This window comes from Xanthobacter dioxanivorans (assembly GCF_016807805.1).
In the GTDB taxonomy this organism is placed as follows: Bacteria; Pseudomonadota; Alphaproteobacteria; order Rhizobiales; family Xanthobacteraceae; genus Xanthobacter; species Xanthobacter dioxanivorans.
Genome location: NZ_CP063362.1, coordinates 784,925 through 799,546 on the forward strand (window position 1 = coordinate 784,925; position 14,622 = coordinate 799,546).

The following is a 14,622-nucleotide window of genomic DNA, read 5'->3' on the forward strand; positions in this document are numbered from 1 at the left end:
GACACCCGAGGCCCCCTTGTCCCACGCCATCACCCGCCTGCCCGACGAGCAGCTCGCGCCCATGATCGCCCGGTATGCGGCGGCGGTGCGCGAGCGGCGCCGGCACAGCCTCATCGCGGCGGCGGTGGTGGCGGTCTGCATCGTGCTGGCGGGGTGGATGGGCGAGGTGAGGCCCTCGGTCCTCATCGCCCATTCCGGCCGCCTCACCGACTATTTTTCCGCCATCGTCCCGACCCTGCGCTGGGACAGCCTCGGCGCCGACCTTGCCGAATGGTACTGGAACCTCGACGGCTGGCTCAAGCTGCTGCTCGACACCCTCCTCATCGCCTATCTCGGCACCCTGCTCGGCGGCATCGGCGCATTCCTCCTCTGCTTCCTCGCCAGCGCCAACCTGGTGAGGAACCCCTTCATCCGCCTCAGCGCCCGCCGCTTCCTCGAATTCTGCCGCACGGTGCCGGAGCTGGTCTTCGCCCTGCTGTTCGTCGTCGCCTTCGGCCTCGGGGCCATGCCGGGGGTGCTGGCGCTGGCCATCCACACCATGGGCTCGCTCGGCAAGCTGTTCGCCGAGGTGGTGGAGAACATCGACATGAAGCCGGTGGAGGGCGCCACCGCCGCCGGCGCCTCCTGGCCGCAGACGGTGCGCTTCGCCGTGGTGCCGCAGGTGGCCTCGAACTTCGCGTCCTACGGCCTGCTGCGCTTCGAGATCAACGTGCGCGAGGCCTCCATCATGGGCTTCGTCGGCGCCGGCGGCATCGGCCAGGACCTGGTGGAGGCGATCCGCAAGTTCTACTATTCCGACGTCTCGGCCATCCTGCTTTTGATCATCGCCACGGTGATGATTATCGACCTCGTCACCGAGCAGGTCCGCCACCGGCTCCTCGGCCTGGAGGGGCGGCGATGAACCGGGCGCGCATCACCCTGTCCGCCGAGGCGCGGGACCGCCTCGGCGCCGCCTATCCGCAGGTGCTTGCGCCCACCCGGCGGCGAGGCGCCCTGGCTTTTGCCGGCGTGCTCGTGGCCATCGCCGGCTTCGGCTTCTGGCGCCTCGGCTTCAGCCTGGAGCGCATCGGCTCCGGGATCGGCCAGCTCGCTCATTTCGTCACCTTGATGCTGCCGCCGAACCCGGGCACCCAGCTGCCGCTCTACATGCACGCGCTGGGCGAGACGCTGGCCATCGCCTTCCTCGGCACCCTCGGCGGCGCGCTGGTGGCGTTCCCGTTCGGCTTCCTCGCGGCGAAGAACGTGATCCCCAACGTGTTCGCCCATTTCGCGGTGCGCCGCTTCCTCGACGTGGTGCGCGGCATCGACAAGCTCATCTGGGCCCTGATTTATGTGACCGTGGTGGGGCTCGGCCCCTTCGCCGGCATTCTCGCCATCGCCACGGCGAGCGCCGGCGAGCTCGGCAAGCTGTTCTCCGAGGCGGTGGAGGCCCTCGACCGCAAGCCGGTGGAAGGCGTCACCGCCTCCGGCGGGTCGCCGGCCGAGGCGGTGCGCTTCGGCATGCTGCCGCAGGTGCTGCCCGTCCTGGCGAGCCAGCTGCTCTACTATTTCGAGTCCAACGCCCGCCAGTCCACCATCGTCGGCATCGTCGGCGCCGGCGGGCTGGGCCTCCACCTGGCCGAGCAGATCCGCGTGCTGGAATGGCAGAAGGTGTCGTTCCTCATCCTGATGATGCTGCTGATGGTGGCGGTGATCGACTTCATCTCCTCCCGCCTGCGCTTCGCCATCATCGGCCGCGCGCGGCTGGAGCCGTGAGGACGGCGCGCCCTTAGTAAAGAAGCGCGCGATAGCGCTCCACCATCGCCTCCTGGCTCTCCGCCTCGATGGTGGCGCCGGCGTCCGGCTTGGAGGCGATCTGGTCGCGCAGCATCTCGCCCATGGTGGGCAGCGCCGAGCGTTCCACCTGCGCCCGCGCATCCCACAGGCGCGAGCGCATGAAGGCCTTGGCGCAGTGGAGATAGGCCGCCTCCACCTCCACCCGCAGCACCGTGCGCGGCGCCTTCCCACCCACCGCGAAGCGGGCGAGGAGGTCGGCATCGTCGTGGATCGCGGCGCGGCCGTTGACGCGCAGGGTCTCGTCCACGCCGGGGATGAGGAAGAGCAGGCCGACCCGACCGGTGGCGAGGATGTTGGTGAGGGAATCCAGCCGGTTGTTGCCGGGCCGGTCGGGGATCAGGAGCTCGGCCCGGGTCGCCGCCACGAAGCCCGGCGTGTCGCCGCGCGGGGACACGTCGGTCGCGCCGGCGGCGTCGGCGGTGGCGATCAGCACGAAGGGGCTGAGCGAGATGAAATGCCGGCAGTGCGGGTCCAGCCAGCCGAGCTCCTTGTCGACGCTGCGCCCCGAGGGCTGGCCATAGAGGCGGCGCAGGGCGTCCGGGTCGGCGATGCGGGCCATGGGGCGATCCTCCGGTCTGCTTCTGTCGTTAGATACCGTGACCTGCCGGCGCCGGCTACGGCTGGAACACCAGCTGCACCCGGTCCGCGGCGAAGGCGGAGCGCCCCCATTGCAGCGGCGTGCCGGAAGGCTCCACGTCGAGCCGCTCCAGCACCAGCACCGCCCGGCCGGGGGCGAGCGACAGGATCTCCATCTCCCGCGCGTCGGCGGGGCGGGCGGTGACGCGCGTCTCGCGGCGGCGATAGTCGTCGATCCCCAGGGTGGCGAGCGCCCGGGTCAGCGAGCCGGTGGCGGCATAGACGAGGTCGAGGTCGCGGAAGCGCGCGTGCGGAAACCAGGCGCTGCCGAAGGAGATGGGCACGCCGTCCGCGTCGTGGGCGGTCTCGATGCGCAGGACGGGCGTGCCTTCGGGGATGGCCAGCTCGCGCGCCACGTCGGGGCAGGCGGCTTCCACCGAGGAGCCGAGGAAGCGGCCGAACGGCTCGCGCCCGCCGGCGGAGACGATCTCGGAGAAGCGGGTCCGCGCGCCGATGGGATAGCGCAGCGGCGGCTCCTTCACGAAGGTGCCGCGGCCGGCGGTGGCCTCGATGAGGCCCTGCTCGGCGATGTGGCCGAGCGCCCGGCGCAGGGTGTGGCGGTTCACCCCGAAGGTCTCGGCGAGCTCCGCCTCCACCGGCAGGCGGGCGCCGGGCTTGAGGCGCCCGGACAGGATGTCGTCCTCAAGCTTCTGGGCGATCTGCCGCCACAGGGTCACCCCGCTGCCCCGCGCCACCGGCTCGCGGCCGGCGGTGGACGGGTCCGTGGCCGGCGTCATCGGCTTGTGACCGTCTTCGGTCAGACTGCGCCGCGCTCCCGACATTTCTGCCTCCCTGGCGGCCTGACCGCCTTGCCTATTTGTATAGATTATTATACAAACTATGTCCAGCAAGGTGCCTCGGCCTCCGGGAGCGCCTTTTGAGCGTCCGCCTCGGCGGGCCAGAGCTTTCGAGGCATGCATGCTGCCTGACCCCCCGTTCCCAGCTCCCGATGTGCCCGCCGTGCCCCAGGCGGAGGGCGACGTGGCGGCGCGGCAGGCCATGATGGCCCTCTTCGCCCGCGCCACCCGCAAGGAGCTGGAGGGCGCGCTGGAGCGCTTCTCGCCGCTGCCGCGCCTGCGCAAGCTGCGTCCCTCCGAGGTCGGGCTGGTGATGGTGGAGGGACGCACCGGCGGCGACGGCGCCCCCTTCAACCTGGGCGAGACCACGGTGACGCGGGCCGCCGTGCGGGTGGAGGGGGGAGCCACCGGCACCGCCTACCTGCTCGGCCGCGCGCCGGAAAAGGCGGAGGCCGCCGCCATCCTCGATGCCCTGTGGCAGGACCCGGCCCTGCGCATCGCGGTGGAGGACGCGCTCGCCCCGGTGCGCCGCCGCCTCGCCGCCGAGGCGGCCCAGGCCGCCGCGGACACCGAGGCGACGAAGGTCGACTTCTTCACCATGACGCGGGGCGAAGACTGATGGCCGCCCCCGCCCTCGCCGTCGGCTTCGCCGATCCGGTGCACGACGCCCAGCGCACCTTCGCCGCCCTCATGCGGGCCATGGCCGAGCCGGGCCTTGCCGTGCCGCTCGCAAGCGATCTCGAGCCGCCCGCGCCGCTCTCCCCGGAGATGGCGGCCGTGGCCCTCGCCTTGCTGGATTACGAGACGCCGGTCTTCCTCGACCCGGCGCTCGCCGCCGCCCCGGGGGTGGCGCCGTTCCTGCGCTTCCACACCGGCGCGCCGGTGGTGTCCGATCCCGCCGGCGCGCGCTTCGCCCTCCTGGCCGACGCCGCGGCGCTGCCGGACTTCGCCGGCTTTGCCCGGGGCGAGCCCGATTATCCCGACCGCTCGGCCACCCTCGTGGTCCAGGTGGCGGCGATGGGGCCGGGACCGCCGCTGCTGGAAGGCCCCGGCATCAACGGCCGGCGCGGCTTCTCGGCGACGCCGCTGCCGGCGGATTTCGCCGCGCGCCTCGCCGCCAACCGGGCGCTCTATCCGCTCGGCGTCGATCTCGTCCTGTGCGCGCCCGGCGCCGTCGCCGGCCTGCCACGCACCGTTTCGCCCCGTCTGTCGGCCTCGGAGGACTGATCCATGTATGTGGCGGTAAAAGGCGGCGAGACAGCCATCCGCAACGCCCACGCGCTGATGGCGCGGCGCCGGCGCGGCGACCCCGCGGTGCCGGAGATCGGGCTCGACCAGATCGCCGGGCAGCTCGGCCTTGCCGTGGACCGGGTGATGGCCGAGGGCTCGCTCTATGACCGGGAGCTGGCGGCGCTGGCCATCAAGCAGGCGCGGGGCGACCTCATCGAGGCCGTCTTCCTCGCCCGCGCCTTCCGCACCACCTTGCCCCGCTTCGGCGCCTCGGTGCCGGTGGATACCGGGGCCATGCGCATCCACCGGCGCATCTCCGCCACCTTCAAGGACCTGCCCGGCGGGCAGGTGCTCGGGCCCACCTTCGACTATACCCACCGCCTGCTGGACGAGCGGCTGGCCACGCAGGCGGGCGATGCATCTCGCCATTCCGCCGCGCACCCGCTTCGAGGATCGGGCGCTCTCCCCTCTCCCCTTGCGGGAGAGGGTGCCGAGCGGAGCGAGGCGGGTGAGGGGGCTGGCGCCATTTGCCCGGATGGTCTCCGGTCCAATCCGCCGGTGCCTCCGCTCACCCCCAGCCCCTCTCCCGCGAGGGGAGAGGGGGGAGGCTCCGTGGACTGTGCCTCCCCCGCCAGCCCCATGCCCCGCGTCACCGACCTGCTCGGGGATGAGGGCCTCATCGAGGCCTCGCCCGCCGATGACGGCGAGCCGCCGCGCGATCTCACCCGCGAGCCCCTCGCCTTTCCCGCCGACCGGCCCCTGCGGCTGCAGGCGCTGGCGCGGGGCGACGAGGGCTTCCTCTTGTCGCTGGGCTATTCCACCCAGCGCGGCTATGCCCGCACCCACCCCTTCGTCGGCGAGATCCGATTCGGCGAGGTGCAGGTGAGCCTGTTCGTGGAAGAGCTGGGCTTTGCCGTGCCGCTGGGCGAGATCGCCGTCACCGAGTGCCAGAGCGTGAACCAGTTCAAGGGCTCGGCCACCCAGCCGCCGCAGTTCACCCGTGGCTACGGCCTCGTCTTCGGCCAGTGCGAGCGCAAGGCCATGTCCATGGCGCTGGTGGACCGGGCGCTGCGCTTCAAGGAGCTGGGCGAGGAGAAGACCGCGCCGGCGCAGGACGAGGAATTCGTCCTCTCCCATTGCGACAACGTGCAGGCCACCGGCTTCGTCGAGCACCTGAAGCTGCCCCATTACGTGGACTTCCAGGCCGAGCTGGATCTCATCCGCCGCATGCGCGCGGAGCACGCGGACCAGGCAGAGCCGGCGGACACGCGCGAGGACGACGCGCCCGACGCCCGCAAGGAGGCCGCCGAATGACCGCGACCGCCCGCGCCTCCTCATCCGGCATGCCCGCCATCACCTACAATTTCGCCTATCTCGACGAGCAGACGAAGCGGATGATCCGCCGGGCCATCCTAAAGGCCATCGCCATCCCCGGCTACCAGGTGCCCTTCGCCAGCCGCGAGATGCCCATGCCCTACGGCTGGGGCACGGGGGCGTGCAGGTGACCGCCTCCATCCTCGGCGCCGACGACGTGCTCAAGGTGATCGACCAGGGCTCGGACGACACCACCAACGCGGTGGCCATCCGCAGCTTCTTCGAGACCACGGCGGGGTCGCCACCACCACGCGCACGCAGGACGCCACCATCATCCAGACCCGCCACCGCATCCCCGAGACGCCTCTCGCCGAAGGCCAGGTCATCGTCTACCAGGTCCCCATCCCCGAGCCGCTGCGCTACCTGGAGCCGCGCGAGACCGAGACCCGGCGCCTGCATGCCCTGGCCGACTACGGCCTGATGCAGGTGAAGCTCTACGAGGACATCGCCCGCCACGGCCACATCGCCACAACCTACGCCTATCCGGTGAAGGTGGAGGGCCGCTACGTGATGGACCCCTCGCCGATCCCCAAGTTCGACAACCCGAAGATGAACGACAGCCCGGCGCTGCAATTGTTCGGGGCGGGGCGCGAGAAGCGCATCTATGCCATCCCGCCCTTCACCCGCGTCGTCTCGCTGGACTTCGAGGACCATCCCTTCGAGGTGCAGGCGTTCAAGGCCCCCTGCGCCCTGTGCGGCGCGAGTGGGGTCTATCTCGACGAGGTGATCCTCGACGATCGCGGCTCGCGAATGTTCGTGTGCTCCGACACCGACCATTGCGCCACCCGGCAGGCGGACGGGCACACCGGCACCATGAGCGCGCCCTATGCCGGGGCGGCCCCCTCGACCAGCACCGCCGCGCCCCCTCTCCCCTCGCGGGAGAGGGATGGGGTGAGGGGGTGTTCGGACCAGCCGGGAACCGCCGGCCGCGCCGGCACCGCCGCCCCCCTCACCCCCGGCCCCTCGGGAGAGGGGAGGCCGCTGTCTCCCGGAGACGCGCCATGAGCGACGCCCCTCTCCTCGTCGCCGAGGGCCTCGGCAAATATTACGGCACGCGGCTCGGCTGCCGGGACGTGGACCTCACCCTCCACGCGGGCGAGGTGCTCGCCATCGTCGGCGAGAGCGGCTCCGGCAAGTCCACGCTTCTGGGCCTCTTGTCCACCGAGCTTGCCCCCAGCGCCGGGCGCGTCGCCTACCGCATGCGGGACGGCGAAATGCGCGACCTCGCCGACCTCACCGAGGCCGAGCGGCGGCTGCTGCTGCGCACCGACTGGGGCTTCGTGCGCCAGCATGCGGAGCAGGGCCTGCGCATGGCGGTCTCGGCCGGCGGCAACGTGGGCGAGCGCCTCATGGCGGTCGGCTGGCGCCACTACGGCGGCATCCGGCAGGAGGCGGCCGACTGGCTCGCCCGCGTCGAGATCGCCACCGAGCGCATGGACGACGACCCGCGCACCTTCTCCGGCGGCATGCGCCAGCGCCTGCAGATCGCCCGCAACCTCGTCACCCGGCCGCGCCTCGTCTTCATGGACGAGCCGACCTCCGGCCTCGACGTGTCGGTGCAGGCGCGCCTGCTCGACCTCATCCGCCAGCTGGTGGAGGAATTCGGCCTCGCCGTGGTCATCGTCACCCACGACCTCGCGGTGGCGCGGCTTCTGTCCCACCGCATGATGGTGATGAAGGCCGGCCGCGTGATCGAGGAGGGCCTCACCGACCAGGTGCTCGACGACCCGCGCGAGCCCTACACCCAGCTCCTCGTCTCCTCGGTGCTCGCCGCATGATGACCGATCCTCCTCCCGTGTCCCCGCCAAGTGCAGCGCCAGCCCCGCTGGCGCGGAACGCGAGCCGGGACCCAGCGCCACAGGCCGCCGCAGGCGCTTCCATCCAGAAGCGCGCAGCGCTTCTGCCTGCTGCGCAGGAGTCTTGCGCCGGATCCCGGCTCGGCGCTCCGGCCGCGCCGTCGCTGGGCCGGGACACGAACGGTGAGAGCGCCCCCTACCCCCCCTCCTCGTCGTCGAGGACCTCGCCAAGAGCTTCACCCTGCACCTGCAGGGCGGGGTGCGCCTGCCGGTGGTCGCGTCCGTGTCGTTCGAGGTGCGGGCCGGCGAATGCGTCGCCCTGGGCGGGCCGTCGGGGGCGGGGAAAAGCTCCATCCTCAAGATGGTGTTCGGCAATTACCGCATCGACGCCGGCTCCGTGCGGGTCGCCGACGCCGACGGCCTCGAGGAGATCGCCGGCGCCGACCCGCGGCTGATGCTGCGCCTGCGGCGCACGCGCATCGGCTATGTGAGCCAGTTCCTGCGCGTCATCCCGCGCGTGTCGGCCCTCGACGTGGTGGCCGCGCCCCTGCGCGCCGAGGGGATGGACACCGACCAGGCCAAGGCCCGCGCCGGCGCGCTGCTCGCCCGGCTGAACCTGCCGGAGCGGCTGTGGTCGCTGCCCCCGGCCACCTTCTCCGGCGGTGAGCAGCAGCGGGTGAACGTGGCCCGCGGCTTCATCGGCAGCCAGCCGCTCCTGCTGCTGGACGAGCCCACCGCATCCCTCGACGCCGCCAACCGGGCGGTGGTCATCGATCTCATCGCCCGCAAGAAGGCGCAGGGCTGCGGCCTGCTCGGCATCTTCCACGACGCCGAGATGCGCGAGGCCGTGGCCGACCGGGTGGTGGACGTCACCCGCTTTGCCGCCTGAGGCGCAGAAGGACAGGACATGACCGAACAGCACTTCGCCAATGCCCGCCTCGTCCTCGCCGAGGAGGTGGTCACCGGCCACGTGAGCGTCAGGGATGGCCGCATCGCCGCCATCGGCACCGGGGCCGTGCCCGCCGGCGCGGAGGATATGGGGGGCGACTATCTCCTGCCCGGCCTGGTGGAGCTGCACACCGACCATGTGGAGGGCCACCTCCACCCCCGGCCCAAGGTGCGCTGGAACCCGCTCGCCGCCGTCCTCGCCCACGACGCGCAGATCGCCGCCTCGGGCATCACCACCGTGTTCGATTCCTTGCGGGTGTGGCCCGACAGGAAGGCCGTGGGCATGGACGGCGACGCCCCCGTGCTCATCGGCGCCCTGAAGGAGGCTCGCGCGGCGGGCACGCTGCGCGCCGACCACCTGCTGCACCTGCGCTGCGAGGTGCCCACCGACACGGTAGTGGAGGATGCCGAGGCGATCCTGGCGACCACCGGCGTGCAGCTGATCTCCCTCATGGACCACACGCCCGGCCAGCGGCAGTTTGCCAGCGTGGAGCAGTTCCGCTCCTATTACATGAAGAAGAGCGCCATCAGCGCCGAGGAAATGGACGTGATCGTCGCCGCCCGGCTCGATTTCCACGACCGCTTCGCCCGCGAGAACCGCGCCGGGCTGGTGGCGCTGGCCCACGCCCATGGCTGCGTGGTGGCGAGCCACGACGACGCCACCCCCGAGCACGTGGCGGAAGCCATCGGCGACGGGGTCGCCATCGCCGAATTCCCCACCACCCAGGAAGCCGCCCGGCTCTCCCACGAGGCCGGCATCCGCGTGCTCATGGGCGCGCCGAACCTGGTGCGCGGCGGCTCCCACACCGGCAACGTCTCCGCCGAGGCGCTGGCGCGAGCCGGGCTGCTCGACATCCTCTCCTCCGACTACGTGCCCTCCAGCCTGCTGTGGGCGGCCTTCGACCTCGCCCGCCGCGTGCCGCCCATCGGCCTTCCGCGGGCGGTGCGCATGGTCACCAAGACGCCGGCCGAGGTGGCGGGACTTTTCGACCGCGGCGAGATCGCCGAAGGCCGGCGCGCCGATCTGGTGCGCGTGACGCTGGCCGGCGACATGCCGGTGGCGCGGGCGGTCTGGCGGCAGGGGCTGCGGGTCGCATGAAGCCGGCGCCGCTCGGGCCGGGAACCCTGCTGCTGGTGGTGGGCCCCTCCGGCGCCGGCAAGGACACGCTGATCGACCTCGCCCGCGCCCGCTTCGCCGGCGACGGCCGGGTGCTGTTCGCCCGCCGCCTCGTCACCCGACCGCCGGGCGCGGGGGAGGCCCACGGCACGCTTTCGGATGCGGCGTTCGAGACCTTGCGCGCCCAGGGGCGCTTCCCGCTCCATTGGCGCGCCCACGGACTCAGCTACGCGCTGGGACCGGAGGTGGCGGAGGTGATCGCCGCGGGGGGCGTGGTGGTGGCCAACGGCTCGCGCGCCACCCTGCCGGAGGCGCGGGCGCGCTTCACCCGGGTGCGGGTGGTGGAGGTGACGGTCCCGGTGGCGGTGCGCGCCGCCCGCCTCGCCGCGCGCGGTCGCGAAAGCGCGGCCGACATCAAGGAACGCCTGCTGCGCAGCCCCGAGGTGGACGTGGCGCCGGACCTCGTGATCGAGAATGTGGGATCGCCCGCCGAGGGCGGCGCGCAGCTGGGCGGCTTCATCGCGGAAGAGCTGGCGATGGTGGGATGAGGGGGTGACGCTCGCCGTCACCCTCCGGCGTGGCCTCAGGGTTCACGCCACGGCCCCGCGCGGTGCCCGGAACCTCAAGCAGTCCGCCGGTCACGCCGGGACGGCGACAGCGTCACGCGCAGGTATTGGAATGGCGAAGGCCGGCGGGACGCGCCGCTATTGCCGGTAATGCTGGATGCGCGTGGTGCGCAGGCCCGGCAGTCCGTGGCGGTCGATGGACGACTGCCAGGAGAGGAATTCGTCCACCGTGAGGGTGTAGCGCTTGCACGCCTCCTCCAGGGAGAGCAGCCCGCCGCGCACCGCCGCCACCACCTCCGCCTTGCGGCGGATCACCCAGCGCCGCGTATCCGGCGGCGGGAGGTCGGCAATGGTGAGGGGTCCCCCGTCAGGGCCGATCACATATTTCACCCTCGGCCGATAGGCATCGGTCATCGCTACGCACCCGTTACTCACACCAATGCAAGACAAGGTGGCGGATGGCGATGAATATTTCGCTAAAGTACCAGAAAAACAGGATATTTACTTGTATTAACGCGACGTGAACAGCACGTTTTTGAAAAGTAAATGACAGCGACTATTTTTCGCAAAATGCGAATGCGGTAAGATTTGAGGAGGAATTGGGGAAGGGACGGCGAAGACCCTGAGGGCGAGGCCCCTCTCGTGTCCCGGCCGACTGCGGCGCAGCGGAAGGAGAGCCGGGATCCAGCGCAAGGAGCCTCGCGCAGCGGGCAATATCCGGCGGTGGCAGGTTCAAGGCGGCGCCTGCGGCGGCCTCTCGCGCTGGGCCCCGGCTCGCATTCCGCTGCGCTACATGCGTCCGGGGCACGCGGGTGGCGAGGGGCCTCTCAACCGTCAGGACCGGAGCGGCCGCACGGCGACGGCCCAAAAAGACCGCCGGCCACCCGGTCGGCCTACCCGGCGATGCGGTCGAAATCGGCGATGCCGCGGGTGGCGGCGCGGATCTCGTCCAGCAGCTTCAGCCGGTTCTCGCGCAGGGCCGGATCGGGATCGTTCACCGTCACCGCCTCGAAGAAGGCATCCACCGGCCCGCGCAGGTCGGACAGGGCGGTCATGGCAGCCGCGAAGTCCTCCGCCTGCACGGCGGCGGCCACCCGGTGCTTCACCGTGTCGATGGCGTCGGCGAGGCGCTCCTCGGCCGGCTCCTTCAGCAAGGCGGCGCTGGTGGGGCCGGCATAGGCCTTGCCGTCCTTTTTCTCCTCGATGCGCAGGATGTTCACCGCGCGGCGATAGCCGGCGAGCAGGGTGCGCCCGTCCTCGGTATCGAGGAAGCGGCCCAGCGCCTCCACCCGGCGGACCACGAGGAGAAGGTCGTCCTGGCCTTCGAGGGCGAAGACGGCATCCACGAGGTCATGCCGCGCGCCGCGCTCGCGCAGGTGGACCTTCAGGCGGTCGGCGAAGAAGGAGAGGAGGTCGTCGGCAAGTTCATTCGCGCGGAAACGCTTATGCTCTTCCACCAGCGGCTGAGCATCCACATTACTCATCGGATAGTCGGAAACTGAAGTTACCAGGATTCGGGCCCCGAACTTGATGTTAAGGACGGTCTGGCCGCCAACGCTGACGTCAGCCGTCATTCCGTCGAAAAACCGGGCTCGTAGTACTTCGTGCAACCGCAGCCTGATCTCATTCTCCAGCACGATCCTGATCACCCCCAGCGCCGCCCGCCGCAGCGCATAGGGGTCCTTCGACCCCGTGGGCTTCTCATCGATCGCCCAGAAGCCCACCAGCGTGTCGATCTTGTCCGCCAGCGCCACCGCCACGGACACCGGCGCGGTGGGGACGCGGTCGCCGGGGCCCTGCGGCTTGTAATGCTCCTCGCAGGCGGCGGCGACCTCGCCGGCCATGCCTTCGCCCTGCGCGTAATAGCGGCCCATGAGGCCCTGAAGCTCGGGGAACTCGCCCACCACCTCGGTGAGCAGGTCCGCCTTGCAGATCAGCGCCGCCTCCTCGGCCAGAGCCGGCGCGGCGCCGACCTTGGGCGCCAGTTCCACGGCGAGGCGGCGAATCCGCTCGATGCGCTCGGCCTGGGAGCCCAGCTTCTCGTGGAAGGTGATGCTTTGGAACTTGGGCATGCGGCTTTCCAGGCCGTTCACCCGGTCCGTGTCCCAGAAGAATTTCGCATCCGACAGGCGGGCGCGGATGACCCGGCCGTTGCCGGCGACGATGGCCGCCCCGCCGTCGGACGCCAGAAGGTTGGAGACGAGCAGGAAGCGGTTGGCGAGGCGCCCGCTCGATGGGTCCTTCAGCACGAAGCACTTCTGGTTGGCTCGGATGGTGGCGCGGATGACCTCGTCGGGAATGTCGAGGAAGCGTTCCTCGAACGATCCCATGAGCACCACCGGCCATTCCACCAGGCCCGCCACCTCGTCCAAGAGCCCCTCGTCCTCCACCAGCTCCAGGCCGGCGGCGAGCGCGAGGTCGCGGGCGTCGGCGAGGATGATGTCCTTGCGGCGGTCGCGGTCGGCCACCACCTTGGCGGCGTCGAGCTTCGCCATCCAGTCGTCGAGCCGCTTCACCGTGAACGGCTCGGGCGCCATGAAGCGGTGGCCGCGGGTGACGTTGGAGGCCGTGATGCCGTCCACCTCGAACGGCACCACCTCCGGCTCGTCCCCCTCCGCCCCGAAGGTGCAGAGGATGGAATGCAGCGGGCGCACCCACCTGAGGCTGCCCGAACCCCAGCGCATGGATTTCGGCCAGGGGAAGCCGCGGATGATGGCCGGCACGATCTCAGCGATCACCTCGGGGGTGGAGCGGCCGGGCTTTTCCACCACGGCCACGTAGAAGTCGCCCTTCTTGGGATCCGACTGGATGGTGGCCTGGTCCAGCGAGGCGAGGCCGGCGCTTTTCAGGAAGCCGGCCACGGCGGCCTCGGGGGCGCCCACGCGGGGGCCCTTCTTCTCCTCCCGCTGGTCCGCCTGCCGGCCGGGCAGGCCGTGCACCGCCAGCGCCAGCCGGCGCGGCGTCACGAAGGCCTTGGCGCCCTCATAGAGCAGGCCGCGCTCCACCAAGGCGTCGGTGACGAGCTTCTTCAGCGCGTCGGCCGCCTGGGCCTGCATGCGGGCGGGGATTTCCTCGGAGAACAGTTCAATGAGAAGGTCGGGCATGGGCGTGATCAATACCGGAGATGACGTTGAGGATGTCGCGGGCGACGAAATACCGTGGATTGCTGGTGCCGCTCATCTCTTGCAAGACGCCGGCATCGACTAGATGCCGAACGTTCTTCTGGGCAGCGGGATAGGTCACGCCCAGATGCTCGGCGATCTGGGGAATGCTCAGGATGGGGGTCTGGAACAGGAGGTCCACGATGCCGAGAAGGTTTGCCGAGCGGCCGGCTTGCTGGAGACGGGAGCGGTAATCCTGCTCGACCGCCAGCAGGCGGTCTGCGGTGGTGCAGGCCGAGCGCGCGGCTTGCGCCACCATCTCGAGGAAGAAGCTGATCCACCCGGCCCAATCGCCAGCTTTCGAGACGGCATACATGCGGTCGATATATTCGTCCTTCCGACCTTCCAGCACCGGGCTGAGATACAAGATGGGGTGTCGCATCACCCCGGAGCTGACGAGGTGGAGCGTGATGAGCATCCGCCCGACGCGGCCGTTGCCGTCGGAGAAGGGATGGATGGTCTCGAACTGGTAGTGGATCAGCGCAGCGTCGATGAGCGGATGGAGGCCTTGCCTGTCTTCTCGATGCAGGAAGCACTCCAGATCGTCCAGGCACGCGAGGGCTTGCGCGCGTGGCGGCGGGATGAAGCGGGCCTTCTCGATCTCGTAGGCGCCGATGAAGTTCTGGTGCTGCTTGAACTCGCCGGCGCGCGCGGCAGTCCCCCGGTGCCGGGCCACCCCGCTGAGAAGCTGGGCGTGGGCCTGCCGTAGGGTGCGGAGCGAAAGCGGAATTTCGGCGAGGCTCGCAATGGCCTCGCTCAGCGCCAGACGGTAGTTCAGCACTTCCTGCGTGTCGGCCGCGCGGACCGGAGCGTCGGCACCGGCTTCCACCAGAAGAAGGTCGTCCAGCGTGGTGTAGGTGCCCTCCATGCTGGACGAGGTGAGAGCCTCCTGGGCTTGCAGCGGACGGATGAGAAGATAGGGATTGCGCATGAGGCGGCCCAGGCCGTTCAGCTCTCCCACCGCCGCGGCGGCTTCCGCAAGCGGAGTGTTCAGGTCCGCTAGAAGTCCGGGGGCGAGCGCGGGCGGCAGCGGGTTGGGTACGAAAGCGTATTGCCCGCGCTCCGTAAGAACGAGGGTTCCGCTCGGCGAATCCTCGAAGTCCGCTTTCTTCATTCGTTTAATCCGGTGGACGAGGTTTATACCAAACCGGCGATTTGGTA

14 protein-coding genes and 1 pseudogene are annotated in these 14,622 nt (G+C 70.6%); 10 read left to right on the plus strand and 5 right to left on the minus strand.

From position 1 onward, the window contains the following. The first annotated feature begins 16 nt into the window (after positions 1–16). Together phnE (EZH22_RS03710) and phnE (EZH22_RS03715) are read left to right on the plus strand one after the other, a co-directional pair. Complete coding sequence (gene phnE / locus EZH22_RS03710) at positions 17–901, plus strand: phosphonate ABC transporter, permease protein PhnE (protein ID WP_203194431.1); 885 nt, start codon at positions 17–19, stop codon at positions 899–901. Further along, positions 898–1,755: a phosphonate ABC transporter, permease protein PhnE gene (phnE, locus tag EZH22_RS03715; protein ID WP_203194432.1), complete on the plus strand. Its 858-nt coding sequence runs from the start codon at positions 898–900 to the stop codon at positions 1,753–1,755. The genes phnE (EZH22_RS03710) and phnE (EZH22_RS03715) overlap by 4 nt, the downstream gene beginning before the upstream one ends. A gap of 13 nt (positions 1,756–1,768) precedes the next feature. On the opposite strand, the gene EZH22_RS03720 is transcribed toward phnE (EZH22_RS03715), so the two are convergent. Continuing rightward, positions 1,769–2,395, minus strand: a complete 627-nt coding sequence (locus EZH22_RS03720) for a pyridoxamine 5'-phosphate oxidase family protein (protein ID WP_203194433.1) — start codon at positions 2,393–2,395, stop codon at positions 1,769–1,771. Positions 2,396–2,450: 55 nt separating this feature from the next. Continuing rightward, positions 2,451–3,254 carry a phosphonate metabolism transcriptional regulator PhnF gene (gene phnF, locus EZH22_RS03725; RefSeq protein WP_203194434.1) on the minus strand — a complete coding sequence of 268 codons (804 nt, stop codon included), beginning with the start codon at positions 3,252–3,254 and terminating at the stop codon, positions 2,451–2,453. A gap of 136 nt (positions 3,255–3,390) precedes the next feature. Here phnF and phnG point away from each other — a divergent pair, with 136 nt between their 5' ends. From phnG to phnN, 8 genes and pseudogenes are all read left to right on the plus strand, one after another. Continuing rightward, positions 3,391–3,888, plus strand: a complete 498-nt coding sequence (phnG, locus tag EZH22_RS03730; protein WP_203194435.1) for a phosphonate C-P lyase system protein PhnG — start codon at positions 3,391–3,393, stop codon at positions 3,886–3,888. Then, complete coding sequence (gene phnH, locus EZH22_RS03735) at positions 3,888–4,496, plus strand: phosphonate C-P lyase system protein PhnH (protein ID WP_203194436.1); 609 nt, start codon at positions 3,888–3,890, stop codon at positions 4,494–4,496. The genes phnG and phnH overlap by 1 nt, the downstream gene beginning before the upstream one ends. A gap of 3 nt (positions 4,497–4,499) precedes the next feature. Beyond that, positions 4,500–5,813 carry a carbon-phosphorus lyase complex subunit PhnI gene (locus tag EZH22_RS03740; RefSeq protein ID WP_203194437.1) on the plus strand — a complete coding sequence of 438 codons (1,314 nt, stop codon included), beginning with the start codon at positions 4,500–4,502 and terminating at the stop codon, positions 5,811–5,813. 29 nt (positions 5,814–5,842) lie between these two features. Beyond that, positions 5,843–6,710 (plus strand): annotated as a pseudogene (locus tag EZH22_RS03745) (alpha-D-ribose 1-methylphosphonate 5-phosphate C-P-lyase PhnJ); the annotation flags it as partial. Positions 6,711–6,874: 164 nt separating this feature from the next. Then, a complete protein-coding gene (gene phnK, locus EZH22_RS03750; protein ID WP_203194438.1) occupies positions 6,875–7,651 on the plus strand; it encodes a phosphonate C-P lyase system protein PhnK in 777 nt (258 codons plus the stop codon). A gap of 259 nt (positions 7,652–7,910) precedes the next feature. Then, positions 7,911–8,558 carry a phosphonate C-P lyase system protein PhnL gene (gene phnL, locus EZH22_RS03755; protein WP_203196367.1) on the plus strand — a complete coding sequence of 216 codons (648 nt, stop codon included), beginning with the start codon at positions 7,911–7,913 and terminating at the stop codon, positions 8,556–8,558. Between the two features lie 18 nt (positions 8,559–8,576). Further along, on the plus strand, positions 8,577–9,716 hold the full coding sequence (locus tag EZH22_RS03760) for an alpha-D-ribose 1-methylphosphonate 5-triphosphate diphosphatase (protein ID WP_203194439.1): 1,140 nt from the start codon (positions 8,577–8,579) through the stop codon (positions 9,714–9,716). Then, positions 9,713–10,282 (plus strand): phosphonate metabolism protein/1,5-bisphosphokinase (PRPP-forming) PhnN, encoded by a 570-nt coding sequence (gene phnN / locus EZH22_RS03765; protein WP_203194440.1) that lies wholly within the window; start codon positions 9,713–9,715, stop codon positions 10,280–10,282. The genes EZH22_RS03760 and phnN overlap by 4 nt, the downstream gene beginning before the upstream one ends. A gap of 156 nt (positions 10,283–10,438) precedes the next feature. Here the strand turns inward: phnN and sciP are convergent, their stop codons facing one another. The 3 genes from sciP to EZH22_RS03780 form a co-directional block, all read right to left on the minus strand. Continuing rightward, on the minus strand, positions 10,439–10,714 hold the full coding sequence (sciP, locus tag EZH22_RS03770; protein WP_203194441.1) for a CtrA inhibitor SciP: 276 nt from the start codon (positions 10,712–10,714) through the stop codon (positions 10,439–10,441). A 479-nt stretch (positions 10,715–11,193) separates the two neighbouring features. Continuing rightward, complete coding sequence (gene glyS / locus EZH22_RS03775; protein WP_203194442.1) at positions 11,194–13,404, minus strand: glycine--tRNA ligase subunit beta; 2,211 nt, start codon at positions 13,402–13,404, stop codon at positions 11,194–11,196. Further along, positions 13,385–14,575 (minus strand): Fic family protein, encoded by a 1,191-nt coding sequence (locus tag EZH22_RS03780; protein WP_203194443.1) that lies wholly within the window; start codon positions 14,573–14,575, stop codon positions 13,385–13,387. The genes glyS and EZH22_RS03780 overlap by 20 nt, the downstream gene beginning before the upstream one ends. Positions 14,576–14,622 lie beyond the last annotated feature (47 nt).